Consider the following 24734-nt stretch of genomic DNA (forward strand, 5'->3'; position numbering starts at 1 on the left):
TACTAATTCTTTTTGAGAGAGAATAGTTTGTCTTGCTGATTCTACGGCATCTTTTGCTTGACGAATATTGAGATTATATTTTTTAGAAATTATTTTTTCTAATTCATTTATCTTAATATTATTTTCTAGCAGCCTTTTAAAGGAATATCTTATGGCAGTACAAAAGACTAGCATCATATTATCAATCTTTTGTTTTTGTTCATCTGTTTCATTTATCAATATTGCTTTCAGTGTTATTTTTACTATTCTCACCCCCTTCTATTGATAATTCTTTTATTGATTTTTCTATATCTTTTTTGATTTTTCTTCCACACCTTGCTCCGTACATTCTAGCACTAAAACTAGTTACAACACTTGTTAAATCATTAACCATTTCTTCACCTCTAATATAAATATATCTAAATCGCAAGTTATTTATACATTATTTATTATAAACTCCACCCTAAGGGTTGAGTCAAATTAATATGATTATATTATACCCTTGGTATAGTATTATATGATATTAGATACATATATAAATTTAGTAGAAAAAGGTGAAGAAGGGTCATTATCAAATAGTTCTAAACGCTAAATTAAAACAGAACTTTCAAAAGCTGAAATGTATCAATACTAAGCATAAAAACACCTCACTAAATTTACTTAGTGAGGTGCTTGTAATTGCGTATATATAAATATTTCTTTACAATATCTTTTGCAATCATAGTATATTGTTTCATTATTATTTATATTAGCCAGCTGTTGAATTTCTTTTATGCTCATAAAGAACATTTCATTTATAATATTAAATTCTTTAGTGTCTATTTTTATATTTCTAAATGAACTAACTCTATTTGACTTGATTATAATTTCCTTAAGTATATTAATAGAAACCCTATATAGTTTTATCTTGTTTTTTCTTAAGATATTGGGACTTCTTTAGTTTATTTATTTTATAGTAATTTAACATGTCTTAACGGTATACATTCCTTCAATAGCATGAAGTAGATGAACAATAAATTGATTATAGGGTGTTTGAATGCCATACTCTTTAGCAGCTCTTACTATTGCTCCATTAATATGGTCAATCTCAGTAATCCTTTTATTTAAAACATCTTGATTCATTGAAGTTATAACATCATAAAAATCATCTTGGATGTGTTTTTCTACTTTTTGTATTACTTCATCCTTGTTGAAATAAGTTCCATCTGCGATTGCAACATCTACTGCTTCTGAAAGGATCATTTTAACAATTTCACTTGCATCATTATTTTCATGTAAATATCCAACTTTACATTGTAAAATCGCTGTAACAGAATTAAGGGATATATTGATAAATAACTTGTTCCAAATTATTTCTTGAATGTTCTCATAGATTTTTGTATTGATACTACAACTTTTAAAAATATCTGATACTTGCTGCAATATGTGATTATTATAAAGTATCATTCCTATATTAGTTATTCCACTTGAATTATGTGAAATACGTCCTGGTTCTAAGCTTACACAATTATGTTCTGTTGTACCTATTATAATATTTTCTTTTTTAACAAATTTCTCCAAGTCCCTATCATTCCCAGCGCCATTTTGTAGCGTTAAAACCAGTGTGTTTTCTCCTATAAAACTTTTGTTTTTTTCCATAGCAGACATAGTATATATATTTTTTACAAAAACAATTATCATATCCATTATTCCTAAATCTTCTGAACTAGTAGCAGCTGAAACAGGAAATATAACATCTTTATTTTCTTCTTTTTCATATATAACTAGACCTCTTTGATTAATGCAATCTACAATTTTGCTATTTACATCAATCATATATACCTCATTATAACGAGATAAATATGCCCCATAAAGACTTCCCATTGCCCCAGCACCTAAAACTGCAATCCTCATAATATCTACCTCCATATATATATTTATTGACTGTTTTAACCCATTATATTATCATTACTTACATAAGTACAATTCATTATTTTCATTCTTAAGTTGAATATTTTTCATATATTTGTTGAAAGGATGCGTTTAAATTATGTCATTACCATCATATCAAATATTTAAAACTGTTGTAGAGCAAAATAGTTTTCAGCGTGCTTCTGAAATTTTACATTTAACCCCCTCTGCTATAAGCCACTCTATTTCCAGTTTAGAAAAACAATTGGGGTTCCCTCTTTTTATCAGAAATAAAACTGGAATACAATTAACTGGATATGGAGAGAATCTGCTACCTCATATACAAAAAATTCTTAATAGTGAGGAACATTTAAAGCAAGAAATTGCCCTATTAAACGGACTAGAAAAAGGAATTATAAAACTCGGTACCTTTAATAGCGTATGCACAAATTGGATACCACACATTGTAAATTCATTTCAAGAGTTATATCCTAATATTTCTATAGAGTTATACCAAGGAAATTATAATGACGTTTCAGGTTGGATTAAAAATGGATTAGTGGATATAGGTTTTTTATCTACATCAAGTGCAGCTAATTTGCAAATTACACCATTATATAAAGATCCCCTTGTATGCGTAGTTCCAAAAAGCTTTTGCCCGCAAAATAAAGGCTATATAACTATTGACGATATAAGAGGACAAAGCTTTGTTTCTCAAGGAGAAGGTTGTGATGCCGACATTAATAATTTTTTTCATAAATATGAACTGAATGTTCTTTCTACGTGTCATGTAGTTGATGATCAATCTACTATTGCAATGGTTGAAAGTGGTTTTGGGATTTGCATTATGCCAGAACTAGTGATGAAAAACCAAAATCATAACGTAGATGTATATAGAATAGAACCTCGTGAATATAGAATCATAGGAATAACTGCTTTAAATCAAATATTCATGACACCTGCTGTAAAGAAAATGTTTGATCACATTGTTAATACTGTAAATCGTTGGAAGGTATAATATTTGAAATTTCACAAACTTATTAAGAAACTGGTGATAAAAACAAAGTATTTGGAATAATGTGGTCCCTACTTAAAAACTTAGATACTTTTGCAGAACCAGTATTTCCAGCAGCAGCTACAACTAAGATACCATCATTATTAGCAGTATCACAAGCATTTTGTAGGGCTATTGAACTAGTGGAAGAGCCTAAACTCATACTTATGATATCTATACCTTGTCCAATAGCCCAATCAATTCCAGCAATAATATCAGAGTTGTACCCTGAGCCATTATTATCTAATGCTTTAACAGCATAAATTGAAGATTGTGGAGCAATTCCAACAATTCCAGTTCCGTTTTGTCTTGCACCAATAATACCTGCACAATGAGTACCATGACCATTATCATCTTGATAAGAAGATGTATAATCAACTTCAGAAATTCCACCAACTACTGCTCCTACAAGGTCTGAATGAGATGAATTAGCTCCTGTATCAATTATAGCTATATCTACACCTGCACCTGTGTATCCAGAAATCCAAGATTTTTCAGCACCAACTTTGGTAATACCCCAATCAGTTGTTTCTACATCTTGCACAGCAAATACTTTACTATCTTCCTCTATACTAAGAACATTAGGGTCTTTTTTTAAATCATTTATTTCACTATCATTTAATGTAGTTATTATAGACTTTACATTATCAAGTTCTTTAACAGATTTTCCTTTAGCTTTTAGTTTTAAACTCTTATCTTTTGTATTAGATTTATCTTTTAACAAAACTATAACTTTCTTATTAGAGTTTGTTGTAGTAGTTTGAGCATTAACTTTTTCTGTAGCAATTAAAGATGTTGCCGTAGTCAAAGTTAAGGCTAACACAACTATAAGGCTTGTACTTTTTTTTAATTTAATCATTTAGGTCATTCCTCTCCAAATTTAATATTTTTTTGTATTATTTCCCACGAAATTAGTCTATCACATAACAATATATTATTGTACAGATTTTTTATTAATCTTATAGAAACAGGTAAACTTTTAAGTAGGCTTTCACCAGTTCTAAGTGCTTTTGTTATATTTAACGCCTAAATGGCAGGCTATTCCATTTCCTGTTTATCCCTTGTGCCTTAGGATTGTGCAGAAATTGGTACAACCTACCATTTATAAATTTTTAAGTGAAATTATTCTTTCATATACTAGTTTCGAGGGGCTTAGCTATAAATATCTGAAAACTCGATACTGATCTTATCAACATTTAATTGATTTGTAGAATCGCTTTTAATATTCATATTAACCTCTCCTGGAATAACCTTAGCAGGTAGGCATATTATAAATTCTGTGCCTTCTCCATACTTACTTTTTACTGCTATTGTTCCTTCATGCATCTCAACCAGAGCTTTAACTATGGATAATCCTATACCACTGCCTTCATGGCTTCTACTTAATAAAGGATCTATTTGTTTAAATCTTTGAAATAACTGTGAAAGTTTTTCTTCAGGAATTCCTCTTCCTGTGTCTTTTACAGAAATAATAACATGATCATCTTTATCGTATAAAGTAACACTAATGTTATCTCCTGGATTAGTAAATTTAGTAGCATTAGAAATTAGATTAAGCAAAATCCTCTCTAGTTTTTCTACATCAAAAGCCATAACTTTTTCCTCTTTATCTGTATCAAATATAATTGTTCTCGACATGTATTGTACATATTCAGCAGTTGACTGTGTTATCTCTTCTGCAACTTGTACTATATTTTCATTCCTTAATTCTAGATTCATATATCCAGAATCAATTTTTGTCATATCAATTAAGTTGTTTACTAATCTTAATAATCTGTTACAATTTTGCTTTATACAGCTTGTATAATTTCTTATTTTATAAGTATTTAGACTTTCATCTTTATTTATAAGTACGGTAAATAACTGAGCTGTCGAAAATATAATATTCAAAGGTGTTCTTAATTCATGAGACATATTAGCAATAAATTCTGTTTTTAACTTATCATATTGCACTGTTTCTTCTAACAGCCTCTGATTTTCTGCCAGCATATTATTAAAACTACTTGCTAGTATTCCTATCTCATCCTTACTATCTATATCGCAGCGTATTGCCAAATTACCCTTCTGTGCTATCCCCATACAGTTTTTCAACTTGTTAATCGGCTTTACTAAAGTATTTGTCAACAATAGTGCTATAATTCCTCCAAAAAGAATTATTATTAATGCAGTAACTATTGTAGTTATTAAAATTGATTTGGATGAAGAGTTTAATTCATCATAATTACCCGAAATAACTATATACCAATCCCACGGTTCAAAATACTGATAATAACCTATCTTCTTAATTCCATTGTAATTGTACTCAATTGTTCCATTTTTAGCATTATGCATTTTTTGAACAAAATCATAATCACTTATATTCTTTCCTTTATCATATGTATGAATAATTACATTGCCTTTGGAGTCCAATACATATGCATAACCAGTTTTTCCTAATTTAATATTGCTTAATGTTTCCTCCAAATATTCGTTGAGAATTTTATTTGCTATACCTATTGCCCCTATAACTTTATTATCTTTATCTAACAACGGCTTTATTCTTGTTATATAGCCTCTACCGTTTATTATAATATCACCGCTATATTCTTCATTACTAATTATTTTTTTATAGACATTAGAATCACTGGATATATACGTACCTACTATACTCTTGCCATCTTCAGATATTGTACTGGAAATCCTTATAAGCTTATCATTATGCAATAAAAATATAGTTCCAAGAGCACCATAAGAATGTTTAAGCTTGTTAACTATATCATTATCTACGGATAACCTTTGATTTCCAGCATATAAAACTGGTAAATTAAACTCTCCAACTTTCATATTTTCATTATAATCTAACTTTAAATCACCCAAATTATTTAATAAAGTATTTGCAAAATTTAAGTCTCCGTAAGATTTTTCCATAAGCAGATCATTTCTTACACTAAGAGTTGTATCAATTGATTCTGTTAAAAGCTTACTTTTTTCATTCACCTCATTTAAAATCGCATTATTTGATTTTTTAGCAATTAAAAAGCCTAATAAGCTTACGGCTAATACAATTAAAACCAAATAGCTGATCATAAGTTTATATTTTATTTTCATTAAAAAATCACCTCTTTCTCAGTCAATTATGTCCGTTAAATTCTAAATTAAACTCAAATATCTCTACTACACTTTCGGCTATTTGACTTAGGGTATATGTTTCCGCATTAAACCCATTACAAAAAGGATATTGGAGATTACTAATGTAAATTTAGCATTCGCAGGGCTAGTTGAAGGTAACTTTACAATCTCTCTTTTTGCTATAATATATATATATTTCATATAAAGTTTAAAAATCTCAGATATTACTTTCCAAAATCTATTTCTAGAATTTGAATCATAAAATTGGACTTCTCTTGATTCCACTGATGGAAATGTTCTAAGTATTAATATCCTTGATTCTTCATCGTAAATAGGTTCAAGTACCTGTTTTACTTGTGACATACTATTCCTTCCTCTCGTAACTTAAATAAGCAACTACTTATCTTTAAGCCATGTAAATCTATTTTCCTAATTGGTTTAATTGCTAACCCTTTTTAATTATTTCAGCATTACTTTTAATTTCAGCAACTTTATTCATTATACTAACAGCATCATTCCTATTATCTTTAAACAATGTAGAAAGACTCCCAACAGTTCTAACTACTGATATTCTTTATCTGCTTCCTTATAAATTCTAAGCATATAATTGTATAAATCTAATTCTAATTTACTCATAAGTAATAGGTCTGATGCTCCAGAACAATCCGTTCAATTAATTTAGGCTTTGGGCATTGTTATATCCAATTATTGGATTGAAATGCATAAGTCCTGTCTATTAAATTACGTAACTTGTACCTGAAAAATTTTAAAACCCCTAGGGGATTTAGGAATTTATTGTAGTTATCTTTAGTTTTATATTATATAATTACCCTTGCAATATTACCAATAAATCTTTCAAAATCATTAATATTATTCTGAACAATATCATATATCATGTCGTCACTAATGTCAAAGTACATATGCACTATCCTATTTCTGAATTTTTCCATATTAAAATATATTGATACATCGTTCTTGTCTATTATACCATTATCAGACAACATTTGAAAATGTTCTTTGTCATCTTTAGGCTTTCCCCATCTATTTCTAGCAATTAAGTGACTCGAGATATCTAACATTGCTTCTATACTTACCTGCAATAAATATTTAGCACTATCAACTTTTGTAAAATCCTCTATAAATATCCCCTTATCAAAGGCTCTTAGTTTCTTTAATTTATTTAAACAAATGTCCATAAACAGCAATTTTTGATCTATTTAATCTTTTAATGTTGAGATAATTTAAGTAACTCGTATCTGGAGAATTTTAAAACCTCCTGGGAATTTTGGCATTTGTGAACTATAATATAACTTTTATCATAATATAATCAGGATAACCTAGTGCGAAACAATATTTACTAAATAAAAATCCATTATATATAATCAAATACCATTCATATTATTCAAACGGAAAAATTTATCTTTCAATAGGTTATCCTGTAATATAATAAAATAATATGGACTATTTTATTATATTATGATATTGTATACATATATAAATAATTCGAACATAAATCTAGTAAACATAACAATGACAATGTTTACTGTAATCATAAAATTGTATTGTATTCAGTAAAAGGGGGTTGAGAAAGTGGGAAATCTAATTAAAATTAATATGTATGTAGAAATGAAAAAGAAAAAGAATAATCATTTTAAATTAAAAACTGTAGAAGAAGCTATTTTAGAATACAACAGTTGGTTAAAAAAGACGAATAAAGAGGATAAAATAGAAACTTATAAGGAATTCTTACAGGTTCAGTAATTATTTTTGAAGGGTAGTAGATAGTAGAAATATTGTTTGCTACCCTTATTTTTATTTTGTGGAAAGCTTGTTCAAAAAGTAGTATTATAATAAATTTCTTTATGATCCTTTTCACTGATATAGTTAATATCACTCTTTAAAAGTATTTTTTTAAATTGATGTCTTCAAACTTGCTAAAATAGTTGACTATTTATCCATAACTTGTCTCATTTTCTTTTATACAAACTTCTACAATAAATTCCTGAAACTTGTAACTAAATGAAACAATACCGAATAAAATATATAATATTTTTTAAGTTAAAAAGGAGATGAATGATTTATGGACTCCGTTAATAAAAAGTTATTAAAATTAAAAGAAGAACTCACCTTAAAAAAAATATTCAGCATAATATGTGAAAATAGTAAAAAAATTGCGGCAATTTATACTGAACATGATGAAAACAAAGAAATAACCTATGAAAAATATGAGCAACTTACAAAAGTTGCATCTTCTAAACTTTTAAAAGTTATAGGTAAACAAAATAAAGGATCTTATATTGGAATTAAATTAGATAACTGTTACGAGTGGCCTATTTTGTTTTGGGCTATATTAATGTCAGGATTTAAGCCTCTCTTATTAGATTTTCGCATTGATGAAAAAATGACTTTATATTTAATGAACGAAGCTGGTGCTGTTGGATTAATTAGCAATGAAGATAAAAATAAATATAAAAATATTGTTCAAATTAAACCTAACGAACTAATAAATGATGAATCTTTTAGTTTAATTCAATTTCACGAAGATTGGGCTAACGAGATAGCTCTGTGTACGTCTGGAACTACATCAACTGCTAAAATATATGTGTATAATGGTTATGCTGTAAGTAAACAACTATTAGATATTGAAGAAATCTCTAAGACTAATTCATTAATAATAAATGATGGAGAAATGCGAGTATTGGCTTTTCTACCATTTTCCCACATTTTTGGTCTTCTATCGGTTTACCTCATTTATTCATTTTCGGGAAAAATAATCATTTATCTTAAAAATAGAGGGAAAAACGCTATTGGGGAAACCTGTAGAAATCTTAAAGTTACTCATGTTTTTGCAGTACCTCTTTTATGGAACAATCTAGCAAAAGGAATTTTAAATGAAGTTAATAAATCTAAAAAGAAAAATTTATTCTTTAAGCTACTTAAATACAGTTTGTATATACAATCAAAATTCCCCACAATAGAAAATAAATATATAAAATTTTTATTTAAAAATATTCATAAAAAGCTATTGGGTAATGATTTACAGCTTTTAATTTGTGGTGGAGGTTATGTTTTACCTGAAACCTTAAAGCTATTAAATGGTATTGGACTTAATGTTGTCTGTGGTTTTGGAATGACAGAGGTTGGTATCACTTCTGTTAATCTAGAAAATATTATGGATAAAAAGCTTTTTAATTGCTTAGGTAAACCTTTTGAATCTATAAAATATAAAATTGTATCACTTAAAAATATCAGCAATGATAATACTGGTGAGCTTTATATAAAAGGAGAATCTATACATTCTGGAAGATTAGAAAAAGGAAACCTTCTCCCACCATTAATTGATGATGAAGGATGGTTTGCTACAGGTGATATAGGTTCTATACAAAATGGAGATTTAATTTTAAATGGCAGAATTAAAGATGTAATTGTTAACGAATCTGGAGAAAATGTATATCCAGACGAACTAGAAGCACATTTTGATAGATTAAATTATGTACATCATCTATGCATAGTTGGAACTATAAGTACTAACAAATATGAAAATATTACTTTAATCTTAGATATTGGAAATAATTATAACAATAATAATATTATTAACGAGCTTTCACAGAATGTATATGAAATTAATGGTAATCTTCCTGTTTATAAAAAATTACAAAAAGTTTTAATATCAACTGAACCTTTAGATAAATTTGTTGGACTAAAAGCTCAAAGGCAAAAATTAAAGCAATTTATTGAAGAGAATGAATTAAAATTTATTAAACTAGATTTAAAACAATTAGATAAAGCATCAGAGAAAACAACAACTGAACAGGTTCAACAAAATATTAAATTAAGCGCTAGTTTAGAGTTTTATAATATAAAAAATATCTTAAGGCAACATTTGGCAGATACTCTTGGAATTTCAATAGAAGAAATAAAGGATGATTCTGACTTTATTGAAGACCTTGGAGGAGATAGTATCGAAACCATAGAACTTTTAACTAATGTAGAAGAAAATTTTAACGTAATGATACCTGCATCAGAATATTATAAATGTACTACTATTAACAACTTAAGTGCATTACTAATGAAATTGCAAAATGGCAGCTTGCATTATAAGTAAGACTGAACGGGTAGTGGCTGAATACTTTAATTTCTTAAGGAAATCAAATATTCAAATCTGCACCGTTCTCCCCTTTTCTTATTTTTAGCAGTTTATCTAAAAAAACTTTTATTAATGGATATGATAAAAATGATATAAATTAAAAATCAACTCAGTTTCCCTATTAAAAAAAGCATTAATCGTTCAAGTTCTGAATGAAATGAGACTCTTTCCTTCTTAAATGATTCTAAACTTATGTAAAAGAAAATCCTCAGCTTTTCATGTCTAAGAACTTAAATATTGATTATAAAATAATCCAGCACCTTCTATGATCTCCTGCTCTGTAAATAAGCTTAAAACAGCTTCATTATAATCATTTAACTTTTGTGCTCTCTTTATGTTTTTAACATACTTTTTATTATCTGAAAATATATAAATCATATACCCCAATATTTCTTTCATTCTATTTATTGCATTTCTATCTTCATTAAATAATTCTATGTATTTATTTAAAATTTCATCATGAAAATCTTTTAATACTTTTTTGTCTATATTAGTATTATTTTTTATCAAATTCATTAACCCTGGATTAGCTAGTATGCCTCTTCCGAGCATTACTGTTTTTACTTCTGGAAAAGCTTTTATTAATTTATTATAATCATCAACAGTAAAAATATCACCATTATAGCATACTGGGTTAGTGCTTAAAGATAATGCATCTTTAAATACCTTTAAATTAGGCTTATTTCCATAAAAATCTTTTTGTGTTCTAGGATGAATAATCAATTCTTCTATAGGATATTTATTATAAATTTTTATTAACTCATAAAATTCTTCAGGATTATCTTTTCCTATTCTAGTTTTTATAGAAATTTTCATATTATCTATTTTAAATATTTCATCTAAAAATGTATTCAATTCTTCTCTTTTGGCTAAAAATCCTGAACCTCTATTTTTTGAAACAACCGTTCCAACAGGACAGCCTAAATTTAAATTAACCTCGTTATAACCTAATTGTTGTAATTTTTTAGAAGTAGTAATAAAACCTTCTGAATCGTTAGTAAGTATTTGAGGCACTATATTCATCCCTTTATTATTTTCAGGCAAAACATCTTCTAATTCTTTAGTTTTAAGACTTCTACTTTTATTGGGAACAATAAAAGGTGTAAAGTATTTGTCAAATTTATCAAAAAATTTTTCATAAGAGTTTCTATATACGTATCCAGTAATTCCTTCCATTGGTGCTAAATAATATTTCATTTAATAACCCCTTATAAATATTCTAAAAAACAAAACTTTTTAATGCATCATTTATTATTTTTAAAACTTTTAACATAAGTTTTAAGATATACGGTAAAAAGAATGATGCTAATAATACTGAAGTAGCCAAAATTAATATGTTATAATTTATAGCTTGTCCCATTTTAACTTGATATAAGTGTATAGCTCCTACAGATATAGATCCAACGATTAATAGTTTAGTTGCTATCCATGAAATTACATTTATGATCTGGAGTAATAATATTATTACTGATAATATTGCTATTAATGGTAAAGCTAATATCTTAAATGGCAGCATAATCAAATTAAATATTTGTTTAGTGTTACTTTCGGAACTTTTTTCAGCTACTTTTTGTTTTCTATCCTTTTCTTCTTTATTATTATTTAATTTATTTTTATCATCTTTGTTTTTTGAAACTGCTTTTTCGGTAAAATCATTCTTTTTTCTACCAGAACTTCTTCCTTTGCTTTTGGAATTATATCTATTTATATAATTATTACTTTTATCATTATCCTCTAGTTCTTTTTGAACTTCTTGTGGATTCATAATTAATGTTGCATTTTCATCAATCAATTGATTTTCATCTAAACTATTTAAAGCTTCATATGCCTGATCAAAGATCTTCAAAAATTGATTAAGTCGTTTTTCATTAACTACTTCTTTTTTTATTTTTTCTACCTGTTTTTCATAAGCTTCTTTTATCTGTTCTTTTGATGCATTTTTTTCTACACCTAATATTTTATAATAATCTGTCATTTCTTCTCTCCATTTAAAACTAATTATATAGGTAATATTATTTTCTTGATTGTGCCTTATTACTTCTTAAAATATTATACTTTAAATTAAAATTAATTTAAAGTATTGTCCTCCTATTATACTATTACAATTTTACTTTTACATCGCAAAATTATATAAATTCTAGTCACATTAAAAATAGATTCTTGCACCAACAATATAGCGTAATCATTACCTAGTTTTCTTCTAGGAGAAAATTAAATATAGTGATGACTAGTATTGCTTTTATTGAGGTATAAACAGAATGAAAAATACTTTTCGTTAATGATGGTTCAAAAGATAAAACTTAGAATATAATAGAAAAGCTCTATAGTCAAGAAAATTTTATCCCCCAGGGATTTTGGCAAACAAACTGTTTACCTTGCTACCGTCTATTGTTGCTATATGATAATTTAATATCAGCTGAATTTTTTTCATTTTTATTAGTATCAATTGTTAGGGATATAACAAATGATATAGCAACTGTAAAAATTACAAATAGAAAAACTGCAATATAAGAACCATTAAAAATAGTAATCATATACCCCATAATTGAAGGTGCAAGAATCCCTGCTAATTGCTGTCCAAAATTAAGAATACCAGTTACTGTTCCTATTGATTCTCTTTTCATATATTTCAATGGTATAACGAAGATCGCTGTAGATGATACACCTATTGCTATTGTAGTTACAGTTAAGTAAAAAAGAGCTAATGAGATAGTATCAGCATTATACATAAGATAAGTGAATATCCCTGTTATAGCAAATGTTATACTTAAAAACACCTTTTCACGTCCTGCCATTAATTTATCTAAAATCCAGCCGCTAAAATTCATACATACAAAAGTTATAATCCATGGTATAGATGAAAGCTTCCCCATAGTAACCATATCTAAATTTCTAACCTTTACCCAATAAGAAGGCATCCAAGAATTCATCCCCCACATAAAGACACCTATACTAAATTCCATAATAGTCAACTTCCATATAATCGAAATTTTTAATACTTCTTTTAGTGATACTTTATTTAAAGTTTTATTTTTATCCTTATCCTCTTCATGTCCAGTACTTTTAAATATTTTGAAAAATACTGCTGCAATTATTAATCCACATGTACCAAAAAAACAAAATGCACTTCTCCAGCCTATGTTAACTGTAAACTTAGATACAATAATTGTTCCAAACGCTACTCCAATTGCTGATGATGATACCAAAAAAGATTTAGCCCTGGCACGTTTTTCTTTTTTGAAAAGTTCTGCAATAGTCACTGAACTTGCAGAAGGAAATCCCCCTTCAGAAGCTCCACATATAAATCGAATTGCAATAAGTGAAGTGAAGGACCAGACTGCTCCAGTAAAGCATGTAAAGATTGACCACAATAATATAGTTGCAGTAACTACTTTTTTTGATCCAAATTTATCTGCAAGATATCCCCCCATAAGACTCATAAATGCATAACTAATAAAAAAACTACTCATAATAAGCCCTATTTGACTTGAATTTAAACCAAATTCTTTAGATATAGCTATTGCCGCCACATTGATAGCTATTTTATTAAAGCTGCCAAATGTCCACGCTAGAAATAGAATTCCTAAGATTAATAAGCTACGATCATTTTTTAAAGTTTTCATCAAAAACCACCTCTTCATTTGTCGCTATTAGGCATATTCAAAAAAATAATAAATCAGCATGCTAGTCTATTTCCCGTCATACTGCGTCAGTCTTTTTGCCTAATAGGTCCACTCTATGAGGTAAAAATACTTCTCTGATTGACGGGAAATATACATCGCATCATGGACTTATTATTTTCTTTCATATGCCTTATCTAGAAATACTATCTCACAATATAGCATTTATTATACAATGTTCATCTTAGGCGCAATCAAAAAAAATAAACCCAAAACAATTTGATATTGTCTTAAGTTTAAATTCTTTTTATTCTTTTATAATCCACCAAGGAATCTCTATTTTTATTTCCATCATTAATTTTATTCCTCTTTTGAGTGTTTTTTCTTGGTTAAATAGTTTATATTGAATAAATATCAGAAAACTCTATGTTAATCATTTCAATCTTATTATCTTTAGGTATGATTTTATCAATAACTGCTTTTTCTATAGTCCTTGAAGGAAGTTCGATTTTAAACACACTGCCTTCACCAACCTTACTTTCTATACTTATTTTTCCATCATGAAGCTCTACTAAAGATTTTACCACGGATAATCCGATTCCACTTCCTTCTGCATTACGTGTGAGAGATTTATCTACTTGATAAAATCTTTTAAATATAATATTTTCATGTTTTTTATCAATTCCTACACCAGTATCTTTTATAGCTATCTCAATAACTTCTCCCTTATCAATTAAGTCTATGTATATAATACCTCCTGAATTTGTAAACTTGATTGCGTTTGAAATAAGATTCAAAATAATTCTCTCAATCTTTTCAGGGTCACAAGCAATTATTTTTTCTTCCGTATTTGTATCAAAAACAATATCTATCCCTTTTCCATTAATATATTCCGATACTGATTCTACAATATTTTCAATAACACAAACTATATTTTCATTAACAAGACTTAATTTTAAAAATCCTGAATCTATTTTTGATAAGTCTACTATGTTATTTATTAGCTTTGAGAATCTATAACAATTTTGTTTAATCACATTTAAGCTTTTAGAAATCTTTCCTTTATTTGCTTCAAATGAATCATTTTTTAAATATAACTCAATCAATTGATTAGTACTATAAATTACATTTAAAGGAGTTTTAAGTTCATGAGATATATTTGCAAATACTTCATCCTGAATTTTAAGGGTTTCTTCCATTTTATTTTTATATTTTACTTCTTCGGTGATATCTCTAATTATTAGTACTCCTGCAACAAAGTTTTCTTTGCTATCATATATTGGGTTACCATTTAATTCAAAATAAAAGACAGTATTATAAATCTTTGCAGCAAATTTATACCCTAACATTTTTTCACCATTTACTATCCTTGTAACCAGTGAATTTTCTTCTGAAAATGAGTTTCCATCCAAATCAGATACTTCAATATGTCTAAAATAATCATCAATAGTTGTAATTTCTGAATGATTTTTAATGTAGTCTTCTATTGTTTTGCTATGTTTTATGATATTGCCATCCTTGTTAAAAACCACTAAACAATCGTATATATTTTCTATGATAGTTTCCAGTTGATCATTTTGAATTCTTATCAATTCATCTTTTTGCATTTTTATTAATTCATCTTTACTTATCTGTTCTGTAATATCATGTAAACATACTATACCTGCAACAAAATTATCTTCTTTATCATATATAGGAGTAGCATTTACTTCAATATAAATTACTTTATCCTTTTGTTTAACGGTAAACCTCTGTGCAAAAACTCTTTCTCCCCTCATTATTTTGCTAGATGGGAGATCTTCATGACCAACCAAATTTCCTTTAGCATCTAAAAATTCAATTTGCTCGTGTAAATCTTTTAAACTACGATTTTCAGATGAAATTAAAAGAATATCTCTAGCTAATTTATTAGCTAAGATACAAGTATTTTCTTTATCTATAATAAACAAACCATCTGACATATTTTCTAAAATAACTTCCAACTCTTCTTTTTGTTGTTTTATCATTTTATCTCTATTTACCTGTTCTGTAATATCACGAGAGCAAATTACAGCCTTTATTACATTACCACTGTTGTCATACTTAGGACTTCCACTAAAACTAATATGATATATACCATCAGGACTATGTGAAGTGTATCTATAGTCCTTTAACTTTTCACCCTTTAAAACCCTTACTGCAGGGAGATTCTCAAAGGTTAACAAATTCCCCTCATCATCATAATACTTATTATATTTTAATAGAGTATACGCTTTCTTTATGGAGACACCTCCATATATTCCTCTTGAAGCATTATTTAAATATGTTATATTATAATCTTTATCTATTATATATAATACATCAGACATATTTTCTATAATAGCTTCTAATCTCTTGTTTTTTTCTTCAATAATTTTTCTGGATAATATTTTTTCAGTTATATCATAAAAAGTATTAATTATATATTTTACTTTTCCTGATATATATATTGGAACAATAGATATATCCCAGTATGTGTCTCCCATTTCAAGATTCTCACATTTGACTTCCTTTAAAGAAAAAGCTTTTCCAGTTCTAATAACATTTAAAAACATCTTTTTAAAGTTGCTTCCATTATATTCAGTTGATATTTCTTCTAAGGCTTTACCTATCTTACTTTCAACTTCATTATTTGAAGCGCCCATAAATGCTAAAAACTTTTCATTAACTTTCAGCATAATTTCGTCATTAACACTAAAAATTGCAGTTCCAATCTCATTATCTGAGATAAGACTTGATGCATAGGGAAATATATCTTCAATTCTAGAGTTTAGTTTTTCCTTAAAGAAATAAATTTTTTCATTATTAGACTCTAAACTCCTACAAGAGATTATAACCTCTCTTGACTCATGTTTCTTAGTAAACAGATAGCACTCATATTTATCATCTATATTTTCAAGATATATTTGAGAATCTATTCTTAACATTTTACTTATTTCTGTAAGTGATTTTCCTATTATTTCTTTTTTGGTATATCCGGTTATATTTTCAAATTGTTCATTTATATCAGTAACTATTTTATTTTTACTATATAAAAATGGATTTTCAAGGGCTCTTTTCAAAGTGTATCTCATGTTGTAATTCCCCTTTATTTAATCATATGTAGTTATTTTCCTTTAATAAAATATTTTATAACATTTTATCATTTTTTTCATACTATGTAAACATTTACGCATAACTTTTTTATACTTTTCAGAATCATATAGAATATTTTATGCATCTATTTATTTATGCTTGCATCACTTATAAAGAAGGATGTTGATACTGCAATAGTAGATGATAATCAAAACAAAAATTTAAAATCAGAATATCAAGCAAATAGAAATTTCATTTTGAGTGAAGTATTAAAAAAGATAACAACTATGCTTGCAAAGCCTATTTCTGTAAAGAGAATGTTGGAAAATATATTAAAAAAAGCTAAAAAATACGCTCACAAATACGTCCAAACCGTAATTGTGAGCAAAAAAGCATAATTCCCAAAGATAATATTTAACGCCTAAATGGTAGGCTATTCCATTTCCTGCTTGTCCCTTGTATCTTAGGATTGTGCAGAAATTGATGCAACCTACCATTTATAAATTTCTAAGTGAACTTATTCCTTCATATTACTAAGGGACATTCAAATCCCTAATTTGAGAATTCTTGCGTTCCCATAAATTTCCCGTTTCCTTGAACAACTCCAATACCAACCTTAGTATATGAAGCATTCATCATATTTGCTCTATGACCTGGTGAATTCCACCATTGATTGAATAATTCAACTGCGTCATAAGTGTTATATGCTATATTTTCCCCTGCTGCAGTATACTCGTACCCTACTGCTTGTAACCAATCTGTATATTTAGTTCCTTGTGGAGTTACATGGTCAAAATAGTTATATTGTATCATGTGGTCACTCTTATATCTCGCCACTTGTACTAAAGTATTATCTAATGTCAGTGGTTGTAAACCAGCTTCTGCTCTTTTTGCGTTCATTAATTCAAGAATCTTATTTTCAGCAGTAGCTTGTACATTTATAGAATAAGTTGTTGGTAATTGAGGTAACCCCTGTACATCTGCTGAATTTGCATTTGTATTAGTATTACTTCCTGTACTTTCAGTAGTTCCTGAATTAGCTGTATTTCCTACGTTATTTGTATTTCCTACATTAGTATCAAGTCCTGTACTAGTTGTGTTTCCTGTACTTGTAGTACTTCCAGTAGTAGTTGTTGTTCCTGTGTTAGTATTACTTTCTGTAGTTGTATTAGTAATAGTTCCTGTATTTGTTGTATCTTGATTATTATTTGAATTACTTACTGTAGAATTTTGATTGTTATCTTTTATTACATTATTATTTGAGTCAAATATTTTATCGCTTGTTGGAATTTTAGTTCCTGCAACTTGTCCATTTAAAGAGCATTTATATGTTTTATTATTTACTGCAACATTTCCAGTTTCTATTGCACCAGCTGCGTTTAAGCAATAAGTTTTACCATTAACTTTAATCACGCCTGTTTGCATTGCTCCTGTATTATCACAGAAATACCATCTGCCATTATCATTAATCCAACCAGTCTTTACATCGCCTGCTGTATTATAGTAGTACCAAGTTCCATTATCACAAACCCAACCAGCTTTTGATTTATTATTTAAAATTGAATTGTAAAAATTATTAGCTGTTGAATTATTAGTTGCTGCAGATACTCCTAATGTTGATAAAGTACTAATTGATGTAGTTGCAATAACTGCTAACACCATCTTTTTTAGAAATGCTTTCTTCATTAGTTTTTCTCCTTTGTGTGTTTTATTTGGTTTCTTGCTTTCATTTATTTTCTCTTTCGAGCAAGTCCATGTCTCTATACTATCATGTTTTCGACATTATTCAACACAACAATCCTTGAACTAATTCCACTAAATGATATTAACTATGATAAGTTCCTTTATGCTCTTGTTTTTTTCGTTATGCACCACAATATTATCCAAACCCTTGTAGTGCAAAGGATAACCCCCTATGTTTATTTTTAAATATACTCTATAAAAGTTAATATCACTCTTTAAAAGTATTTTTTAAAATTGATGTTTTTCTTTGGGATGTTGCTGAAAAACGAAGTAATTAAGTTGCTATAAAAAGCCTAAAGTAGAACTCTATTTATTTAGTTTATTCTTTTCATCATCACTATAAAGTAATCTTTTTACTAAAGCTTGTACTGTTGCAATGTGTATTTTTGTTTATTTTTCTATATTCTTATCTTCTAATCCATTTATATTGTAAATCTCATTTAAAGTTTTCAAATCTTCTATTTTAACTTCTGTGAATGTATCCAAAGCTTGTGTTCCGAGTTCTGTTCTATCAACTAAAAATAATATTCTCTTAAACCTTTTAGTCTTTAATAATCTATATATTAATCCGAGCACAGTCCTTGTTTTTCCAGTACCTGTAGCCATAGCCACAAGAGCACTTTTATCTCCTCTTTTTATTGCTTCTTCAACTACCTTAATAGCTTCAACTTGATAATACCTTAAACCAACACCATTTTCATCTTGCAGGAAATCAAAATCTAATTCATCCAAGCTTTCATTTTCCTTATGAATATCTTGCTCTAATAAATTATTAAGTTTTTCTGGTGAATACCAACCTTGTAATGCCTTTGGATGGTTTTCACTATTTCTACAATCTAAAAAGTGAACTCCACTTTTAGCTTCAATAATTCCAACTAATTTAAGTCCTATAAATAATGCATAATCAGCAGCACCATTTCCTTTTTCTTCTGAATATGTAGGCCACTCTGCTATAGCGATATTCTTATTTTTTTGAGGTCTTGTCCCCTTAGAATATCTAAGAAATTTAGTATCAACTTCCCATCCTGCACTTCTAAGCTGTTCATCTATAATATTACGAGTTTCAGCCTCAGATAATTCTATCTTACTAGACGCAATTTTTCCACGATCTTTTCTTTCCTTTGTCTCTATTTTTAATTCTTGCTCTGATTTTGCTTTTTGAGATTCTCTTAAAGAGTTAAGTTCACTTTCTAATTCTTTTTCTCTCTTCTTAAATTGTTCAATAAGTTCTTTGTTATCTTGAGTACTTTCAGCTGCTTCTCCCAAGTTGTATAACATTGGCCATTTTTCTTCAAGAAACTTGAAGTTCCCCATAATATCACCCTTATATTCAAATACTCTCATCTAAATATATCACTATTTATACTATCCATGCCATATTTTTACTAAAAATTATAGCCTTATTTCTTTTATGTTATTCATATATTACCATAATATGGATATATATATTGATTTCATGAAAAGTAAAAGGTAGCAATCACTAAACTATTTATTGTTCTGTGATTGCTACCTTTTAAATTAATTAATTTATTATATAAGATATATTCATCTCAACCATATATACTATATATAGAAGTTATTTTTTAAAATCTACTACATATAGATTTTAAATATGATTTAAAAGAAATTCTAGGGAGGGTCATATATGAATTATGAATACATTGAAGATTTAGTTATAAAATCTAAGAACAGTGATGCATTATCTAAAGAAGAGCTAGTTTTTGTGATAAATGTGATTGTGAATCTTTAAAGCTGGCAATTAATAATTTAAATGAATATGAAATTAGAGAAACAAATTAATGTCTTATCAATATCAATTAAAAAGCTAAATGCCATAATATCAACAAAGCTTGGAGTTGTTATAGATAATGATGGATCTAATGATGATTCTCACAAAGTGGCGTAAATAAAGGCAATAAACATTATTATTCTTGATATAGGGCACGTGAAAGAAAATAACAAGTCAAAGATGCAAATGTATATTTTGCATCAGACAAGGAGGTATGTTTGCCTCATAGTGGGCTATTAGGCGAACATGCTGACGAAGTATGATACAAAATAGACTAGTATACTGACTTGTTATTTTTTTGAATGTGCCTAATGTTTATTGTCTTTAAATATTTATTATACGTAAGCTATTATTCTATAATTTGTTCATTAATAACTTTAAAATTTATTTCTGCAAAATCTCCACATATACCTACAAACATTGTCTTTAACATTTCTATTAAATGATTTATAGATATATTTTTTAAATATTTATTAATGAATAGTATATTATTAACTTTATACTGCCCACAACTATTATCTATATAATTATAATGCTCAAAATATTTATTAAATTTTTGATCCTTAACACTATTACAATATAATTCTCCTAATGTCTCCAAAGCTGAAAACGTTTTAAAACGTAACGCAGCATTATTAAATGTAGCTTCTAACATAAATAAAACTTTAGATTCTTCCTTAGTATTGTAGAAATCGTTAAGTACTACTAATACATTTAGATCATTATTTAACTCTAAATTCTTTTCATGTATTATTTTCTTTTCATCAACATTATAATTTTCTCTTGCACCAATTAATTGCAAAATTTGTTTTGTAAAACTAGGTCCTGTTCCTTGATATCCACAATTGGTATCAATCCAAAATTCATTTTTTCTGTCATCTGTTAATATTAGATGATAATATTGTTTGTACCCATCTTCAATTTCAAAATATGGATCTGTATCATTACAAAATGATTTGAATTCTTTAATATTCCCCATCTTACCAATCATCGCTTTTACATAATCATAAGCTTCATACGTTCCCAAAGTTCCTGATTTATATATCATAATACTCACCTCAATATAAATATATTAATAAGCATAATATTTTATGATTTTAATATTATCCATTAAATAAAATTATTCTTTTTATAAGTCTATTGCATTGGTTGTAGGTGTACTAAGATTTATTTCCGCACCAACTAATTTTTTTATAGTTTAGTTTACATAATAATTATTATATTGACCGATATAAAGATGTGCTATATATGTTATATCATTATCTCACCTTGGTTAACATATAATTGTCTTGGTCATAAAATTTTCAAGTAAAAATAACGCGTTAATACTCCACAAAATAAAATAGCAAATTTGTATATTATAATTACTTATTGACAATAATCATAATGATGACATGATAACTTATAATGAAAAGAGATAGTATTAGTACTCCCCCTATACTATCTCTTTTTGTTCTATTAAATAAAATATTCTGTCCTACCCATATTTAATCAATAGATAGCTTTTTTGCTATCTAAATAAATTCTCATAATTTTCTTCTACTAAGTATGTAATAATCTATTATTAGTCATATATCCTCTATGAAAACAAAATGAAAGGAAGGTGAAGCAAATGGCTGTAACTAAAATTGTAAATGGAACTTCTCTTACTATTGAAGTTCAAAAAAGTAATGACGTTGCTGGTGATCTGATTTACACTAAGAAAAGTTTCTCGAATTTAAGAAATGATGTTGATGATTGAATTGTATCTTCTTTAAATTTAAGCCAATAATATTTCTTTTCTTCCAAGCGATCACATCCTCTTTTGAATATTATTTGAAAAACCTGCATATAATAAAATGTAAATTAAAATTTATTCCACTCATTCTTTCATTGTAAGCCCCTTTTAATAGGGGCTTACGCTTTGAATTATAGTTGATTACATTTTCTTCACTTATGTTTCCTATAATATCTAGAAGAATTTCTCTTTGCTTTTGCCAATTCATGTTAGAAAAATATAAAGGGCTCGTAATCATCTTAAATAATTTTTCATCTATCACTTCATTAATGTTACTCCTGTTGCTTTCATAATTTCATTCTCTTTCAAATTTGTATACATACAAATTTCTCTTTTTAACTTTTTCTCTCAGTTTCCCAAATTCTGCATTAATACGTTTAATTAATTTTTCTTTTGATTCACTGGCTTTAAATTATTTCTGCCTGCTATCATAAGTATTTAAGCCCTTCTTTCTTCAATCCTTCTAAAATTTGTTTTGCTGCCCCTACACCATATTGAGCTACTATTGAATCTGCTAAAATATGATGGTATTCTCTTCTCATTTCATCCGTTATAGTCCCCTCAACTTCTACTGTTATTTTTCTATTTCTTTTCATATAATCACCTATATAGAAATTCATATTATTGTATTCATTTGTTATTAAATTTGACACAAATTATTTAGTACAAACTCTACTTTTTTTCCTCCTGTTCTCTAGTGTATTTTCTCAGGTACTGGACAAACTAACTTTATATAGTATTCTGTAAGTTGTTAATGTAATTCTTAGCATTTCTGCAATATTTTCTTGGTTTATAATTAATTATATATAAGAGATAAACTAGCATATTAACTTGTTATTTTTTCAATATGCCTAAAGATAGGAGTGAGTTGACTTTCTTTTAGGAAAAACAGATATTGTAATACTGCCTGCTATTAATGGATTGCAACAACAATTATCTAAAAAAGATGAGAAACATATAGAAAAAACTTTAAATAAAACTCTAGAAATGTTAGAAAATCAAGAAGAGCTAATGTTTTCTGGAGAACTTATAGATGATATAAAAAATTATCAAATAAAGTTTACATGGGCTATGTATTTATCTAAGAAAATACATTCTTTTCAATAGTAACAGTTCTAAAAAGAAAATAATATAATAAAGAAAGCACTTATATAATAATAAGAGGGTACTTTGGAATTCAAAGGATGGAGTAGCTTTGAAGATTTAGCAAGAGCTTGTGGATATACTAATTGTCATAAGGGTAGTAATAATACAAATGAAACAAGTAACAATAATGCAACAAATAAATCTTGTAATATTGGATGTAATGATATACCAAATTGATTTCAATCTTTAGATCCTGAGTTGTTCATTGTAATAGGAGAAATACTTGAAATATAGTAGCTGGAAGTATTCCTTTTAATGTTAAAAATGCACTGGGAAACTGGTTGGAACTAGTTGGCCAAGCAATTTTAACATATAATGCTCAACAACAATACTTTCAAGGAGGACCAGGAGGATATTTTAATCCTATATATTATAATGTATCTAATCCATTTTGTAGCACCACAAATACTACTCAAAGCACTAGCTCAACTAAAAGTAAAGAAAATAACTCAAATTCTGATCAGAATATAAAATCTAGCGAAAATAAAGATGATAAAATAGAGACGCTAGAGTTACGTTTAAATCAGTTAATGGCTGAAATTGAGAAAATGAAAAATATATATGGAAAAATAAATTATTAATTACAAATTCTTTTAGCCATCCCCCTGGGACAATGTCATAAAGTTAAGCTTGGATAAGTTGGAAAAAGCAAATAATAAATATTCAGAAAATAAGAAATGAAGCAAAATTCCTCTATAATCAATACTGTATTATTAGGTATTGACGGAGGAATTCTTTTGTTAAAATTAAATTGTTCATTATTTGTCTATATTTAAATCTGCTTCGCAGACTAAGTGCTTGTAATATATCTAAGAGTTATTCACAGATTTGACTTTATTATAATTTCTTATAGAACAAATAAAACTCCGTTACTTTCAACGGAGTTTTATTTTAGGTAATCCCAAATTTTATTTGCACACTTTTCCTGGGTTTAATATATTCTTTACATCGAAGCCTAGCTTGATGTTATTCATTAATGTTATCTCTAGAAAATCATTAACGATGATGCAAAATAAGTTATTAATCCAATAACAATTACATAACCTATACAGAACTTAACTGTTGTTCCTAATATCTTTCCTTCTGCTCCTGAAAGACCAGTAGCTGCTGTTGCAATTGCAATACTTTGAGGAGATATCATTTTACCACCTGTAGCTCCAGAGGTATTAGCTGCCGCTAACCAATATGGATCGATTGAAATTGATTTTGCTACTTCAACCTGTAATCCGCCAAATAATACGTTTGCCGATACATCGCTACCTGTAACGAAGGTTCCAAGTCCACCTATCATTGGAGAAATTATCGGATAAAAACTTCCTGTAGCAGCTACAAGTACAACTGCTATGGTTGTAATCATTCCACTGTAACCCATTATTTTTGCCATAGCT

General features: G+C 27.7%; 22 protein-coding genes and 2 pseudogenes. 8 read left to right on the forward strand and 16 right to left on the reverse strand.

Going from position 1 to position 24734, the window contains the following annotated elements; translation table 11 throughout:
- From LLF98_RS00710 to LLF98_RS00720, 3 genes and pseudogenes are all read right to left on the reverse strand, one after another.
- A pseudogene (locus LLF98_RS00710) lies at positions 1 to 252 on the reverse strand (IS200/IS605 family accessory protein TnpB-related protein); the annotation flags it as partial.
- Positions 209 to 373, reverse strand: coding sequence for a hypothetical protein (locus LLF98_RS00715; RefSeq protein ID WP_291699841.1), 165 nt, complete (start codon positions 371 to 373; stop codon positions 209 to 211). The gene LLF98_RS00715 and the pseudogene LLF98_RS00710, both read right to left, overlap by 44 nt.
- 566 nt (positions 374 to 939) lie before the next feature.
- Positions 940 to 1872: a 2-dehydropantoate 2-reductase gene (locus LLF98_RS00720; protein WP_291699843.1), complete on the reverse strand. Its 933-nt coding sequence runs from the start codon at positions 1870 to 1872 to the stop codon at positions 940 to 942.
- A gap of 136 nt (positions 1873 to 2008) precedes the next feature.
- On the opposite strand from LLF98_RS00720, the gene LLF98_RS00725 reads away from it, so the two are divergent.
- A complete protein-coding gene (locus LLF98_RS00725; RefSeq protein ID WP_291699845.1) occupies positions 2009 to 2887 on the forward strand; it encodes a LysR family transcriptional regulator in 879 nt (292 codons plus the stop codon).
- Positions 2888 to 2909: 22 nt separating this feature from the next.
- Here LLF98_RS00725 and LLF98_RS00730 read toward each other — a convergent pair whose 3' ends face one another.
- The 4 genes from LLF98_RS00730 to LLF98_RS00745 form a co-directional block, all read right to left on the reverse strand.
- Positions 2910 to 3782 carry a S8 family serine peptidase gene (locus LLF98_RS00730; protein ID WP_291699847.1) on the reverse strand — a complete coding sequence of 291 codons (873 nt, stop codon included), beginning with the start codon at positions 3780 to 3782 and terminating at the stop codon, positions 2910 to 2912.
- A 293-nt stretch (positions 3783 to 4075) separates the two neighbouring features.
- Positions 4076 to 6010 carry a Cache 3/Cache 2 fusion domain-containing protein gene (locus LLF98_RS00735; protein ID WP_291699849.1) on the reverse strand — a complete coding sequence of 645 codons (1935 nt, stop codon included), beginning with the start codon at positions 6008 to 6010 and terminating at the stop codon, positions 4076 to 4078.
- 87 nt (positions 6011 to 6097) lie between these two features.
- Entirely contained in the window at positions 6098 to 6394 is a 297-nt protein-coding gene (locus LLF98_RS00740; protein WP_291699851.1) for a hypothetical protein, read from the reverse strand.
- A 455-nt stretch (positions 6395 to 6849) separates the two neighbouring features.
- A complete protein-coding gene (locus LLF98_RS00745; protein WP_291699853.1) occupies positions 6850 to 7227 on the reverse strand; it encodes a DUF86 domain-containing protein in 378 nt (125 codons plus the stop codon).
- 394 nt (positions 7228 to 7621) lie between these two features.
- On the opposite strand from LLF98_RS00745, the gene LLF98_RS00750 reads away from it, so the two are divergent.
- Together LLF98_RS00750 and LLF98_RS00755 are read left to right on the forward strand one after the other, a co-directional pair.
- On the forward strand, positions 7622 to 7792 hold the full coding sequence (locus LLF98_RS00750; RefSeq protein WP_291699855.1) for a hypothetical protein: 171 nt from the start codon (positions 7622 to 7624) through the stop codon (positions 7790 to 7792).
- Positions 7793 to 8111: 319 nt separating this feature from the next.
- Positions 8112 to 10136, forward strand: coding sequence for an AMP-binding protein (locus LLF98_RS00755; protein WP_291699857.1), 2025 nt, complete (start codon positions 8112 to 8114; stop codon positions 10134 to 10136).
- 264 nt (positions 10137 to 10400) lie between these two features.
- Here the strand turns inward: LLF98_RS00755 and LLF98_RS00760 are convergent, their stop codons facing one another.
- From LLF98_RS00760 to LLF98_RS00775, 4 genes are all read right to left on the reverse strand, one after another.
- The gene (locus LLF98_RS00760) at positions 10401 to 11375 is read right to left on the reverse strand and encodes a tRNA-dihydrouridine synthase family protein (RefSeq protein WP_291699859.1); all 975 of its coding nucleotides are present in this window, start codon (positions 11373 to 11375) and stop codon (positions 10401 to 10403) included.
- 22 nt (positions 11376 to 11397) lie between these two features.
- Positions 11398 to 12153: a DnaJ domain-containing protein gene (locus tag LLF98_RS00765; protein ID WP_291699861.1), complete on the reverse strand. Its 756-nt coding sequence runs from the start codon at positions 12151 to 12153 to the stop codon at positions 11398 to 11400.
- A gap of 403 nt (positions 12154 to 12556) precedes the next feature.
- Positions 12557 to 13801: an MFS transporter gene (locus tag LLF98_RS00770; RefSeq protein ID WP_291699863.1), complete on the reverse strand. Its 1245-nt coding sequence runs from the start codon at positions 13799 to 13801 to the stop codon at positions 12557 to 12559.
- 395 nt (positions 13802 to 14196) lie between these two features.
- Entirely contained in the window at positions 14197 to 16890 is a 2694-nt protein-coding gene (locus LLF98_RS00775; RefSeq protein WP_291699865.1) for a PAS domain S-box protein, read from the reverse strand.
- A gap of 156 nt (positions 16891 to 17046) precedes the next feature.
- Here LLF98_RS00775 and LLF98_RS00780 point away from each other — a divergent pair, with 156 nt between their 5' ends.
- The gene (locus LLF98_RS00780) at positions 17047 to 17289 is read left to right on the forward strand and encodes a hypothetical protein (protein WP_291699867.1); all 243 of its coding nucleotides are present in this window, start codon (positions 17047 to 17049) and stop codon (positions 17287 to 17289) included.
- Between the two features lie 154 nt (positions 17290 to 17443).
- Here LLF98_RS00780 and LLF98_RS00785 read toward each other — a convergent pair whose 3' ends face one another.
- Both LLF98_RS00785 and LLF98_RS00790 read right to left on the reverse strand, forming a co-directional pair.
- Positions 17444 to 18577 carry a CAP domain-containing protein gene (locus tag LLF98_RS00785; protein ID WP_291699870.1) on the reverse strand — a complete coding sequence of 378 codons (1134 nt, stop codon included), beginning with the start codon at positions 18575 to 18577 and terminating at the stop codon, positions 17444 to 17446.
- A 447-nt stretch (positions 18578 to 19024) separates the two neighbouring features.
- Positions 19025 to 19948 carry a DEAD/DEAH box helicase family protein gene (locus LLF98_RS00790; protein ID WP_366512056.1) on the reverse strand — a complete coding sequence of 308 codons (924 nt, stop codon included), beginning with the start codon at positions 19946 to 19948 and terminating at the stop codon, positions 19025 to 19027.
- 457 nt (positions 19949 to 20405) lie between these two features.
- On the opposite strand from LLF98_RS00790, the gene LLF98_RS00795 reads away from it, so the two are divergent.
- Entirely contained in the window at positions 20406 to 20540 is a 135-nt protein-coding gene (locus LLF98_RS00795) for a hypothetical protein (protein ID WP_291699881.1), read from the forward strand.
- 232 nt (positions 20541 to 20772) lie between these two features.
- On the opposite strand, the gene LLF98_RS00800 is transcribed toward LLF98_RS00795, so the two are convergent.
- Positions 20773 to 21471 carry a hypothetical protein gene (locus LLF98_RS00800; protein WP_291699872.1) on the reverse strand — a complete coding sequence of 233 codons (699 nt, stop codon included), beginning with the start codon at positions 21469 to 21471 and terminating at the stop codon, positions 20773 to 20775.
- Positions 21472 to 22035: 564 nt separating this feature from the next.
- Between LLF98_RS00800 and LLF98_RS00805 the strand changes: the two genes are divergently transcribed.
- A complete protein-coding gene (locus tag LLF98_RS00805; RefSeq protein ID WP_291699874.1) occupies positions 22036 to 22164 on the forward strand; it encodes a DUF1659 domain-containing protein in 129 nt (42 codons plus the stop codon).
- Positions 22165 to 22628: 464 nt separating this feature from the next.
- Here LLF98_RS00805 and LLF98_RS00810 read toward each other — a convergent pair whose 3' ends face one another.
- Complete coding sequence (locus LLF98_RS00810) at positions 22629 to 22796, reverse strand: hypothetical protein (RefSeq protein ID WP_291699875.1); 168 nt, start codon at positions 22794 to 22796, stop codon at positions 22629 to 22631.
- A gap of 325 nt (positions 22797 to 23121) precedes the next feature.
- On the opposite strand from LLF98_RS00810, the gene LLF98_RS00815 reads away from it, so the two are divergent.
- Together LLF98_RS00815 and LLF98_RS00820 are read left to right on the forward strand one after the other, a co-directional pair.
- Positions 23122 to 23307: a hypothetical protein gene (locus LLF98_RS00815; RefSeq protein WP_291699877.1), complete on the forward strand. Its 186-nt coding sequence runs from the start codon at positions 23122 to 23124 to the stop codon at positions 23305 to 23307.
- A 63-nt stretch (positions 23308 to 23370) separates the two neighbouring features.
- A pseudogene (locus LLF98_RS00820) lies at positions 23371 to 23927 on the forward strand (hypothetical protein).
- A gap of 404 nt (positions 23928 to 24331) precedes the next feature.
- On the opposite strand, the gene LLF98_RS00825 reads toward LLF98_RS00820, so the two are convergent.
- Positions 24332 to 24734 (reverse strand): L-lactate permease (locus LLF98_RS00825; RefSeq protein ID WP_291699879.1); only part of this gene is annotated, 403 nt, incomplete at its 5' end.

The sequence above is a fragment of the Clostridium sp. genome (assembly GCF_021372645.1).
In the GTDB taxonomy this organism is placed as follows: domain Bacteria; phylum Bacillota; class Clostridia; order Clostridiales; family Clostridiaceae; genus Clostridium.

Coding starts and splice junctions, on each gene's coding strand:
- LLF98_RS00715 (WP_291699841.1), bottom strand. CDS start 373: ATGGTTAATGATTTAACAAGTGTTGTAACTAGTTTTAGTGCTAGAATG.
- LLF98_RS00720 (WP_291699843.1), bottom strand. CDS start 1,872: ATGAGGATTGCAGTTTTAGGTGCTGGGGCAATGGGAAGTCTTTATGGG.
- LLF98_RS00725 (WP_291699845.1), top strand. CDS start 2,009: ATGTCATTACCATCATATCAAATATTTAAAACTGTTGTAGAGCAAAAT.
- LLF98_RS00730 (WP_291699847.1), bottom strand. CDS start 3,782: ATGATTAAATTAAAAAAAAGTACAAGCCTTATAGTTGTGTTAGCCTTA.
- LLF98_RS00735 (WP_291699849.1), bottom strand. CDS start 6,010: ATGAAAATAAAATATAAACTTATGATCAGCTATTTGGTTTTAATTGTA.
- LLF98_RS00740 (WP_291699851.1), bottom strand. CDS start 6,394: ATGTCACAAGTAAAACAGGTACTTGAACCTATTTACGATGAAGAATCA.
- LLF98_RS00745 (WP_291699853.1), bottom strand. CDS start 7,227: ATGGACATTTGTTTAAATAAATTAAAGAAACTAAGAGCCTTTGATAAG.
- LLF98_RS00755 (WP_291699857.1), top strand. CDS start 8,112: ATGGACTCCGTTAATAAAAAGTTATTAAAATTAAAAGAAGAACTCACC.
- LLF98_RS00760 (WP_291699859.1), bottom strand. CDS start 11,375: ATGAAATATTATTTAGCACCAATGGAAGGAATTACTGGATACGTATAT.
- LLF98_RS00765 (WP_291699861.1), bottom strand. CDS start 12,153: ATGACAGATTATTATAAAATATTAGGTGTAGAAAAAAATGCATCAAAA.
- LLF98_RS00770 (WP_291699863.1), bottom strand. CDS start 13,801: ATGAAAACTTTAAAAAATGATCGTAGCTTATTAATCTTAGGAATTCTA.
- LLF98_RS00775 (WP_291699865.1), bottom strand. CDS start 16,890: ATGAGATACACTTTGAAAAGAGCCCTTGAAAATCCATTTTTATATAGT.
- LLF98_RS00780 (WP_291699867.1), top strand. CDS start 17,047: ATGCTTGCATCACTTATAAAGAAGGATGTTGATACTGCAATAGTAGAT.
- LLF98_RS00785 (WP_291699870.1), bottom strand. CDS start 18,577: ATGAAGAAAGCATTTCTAAAAAAGATGGTGTTAGCAGTTATTGCAACT.
- LLF98_RS00790 (WP_366512056.1), bottom strand. CDS start 19,948: ATGGGGAACTTCAAGTTTCTTGAAGAAAAATGGCCAATGTTATACAAC.
- LLF98_RS00795 (WP_291699881.1), top strand. CDS start 20,406: ATGAATATGAAATTAGAGAAACAAATTAATGTCTTATCAATATCAATT.
- LLF98_RS00800 (WP_291699872.1), bottom strand. CDS start 21,471: ATGATATATAAATCAGGAACTTTGGGAACGTATGAAGCTTATGATTAT.
- LLF98_RS00805 (WP_291699874.1), top strand. CDS start 22,036: ATGGCTGTAACTAAAATTGTAAATGGAACTTCTCTTACTATTGAAGTT.
- LLF98_RS00810 (WP_291699875.1), bottom strand. CDS start 22,796: ATGAAAAGAAATAGAAAAATAACAGTAGAAGTTGAGGGGACTATAACG.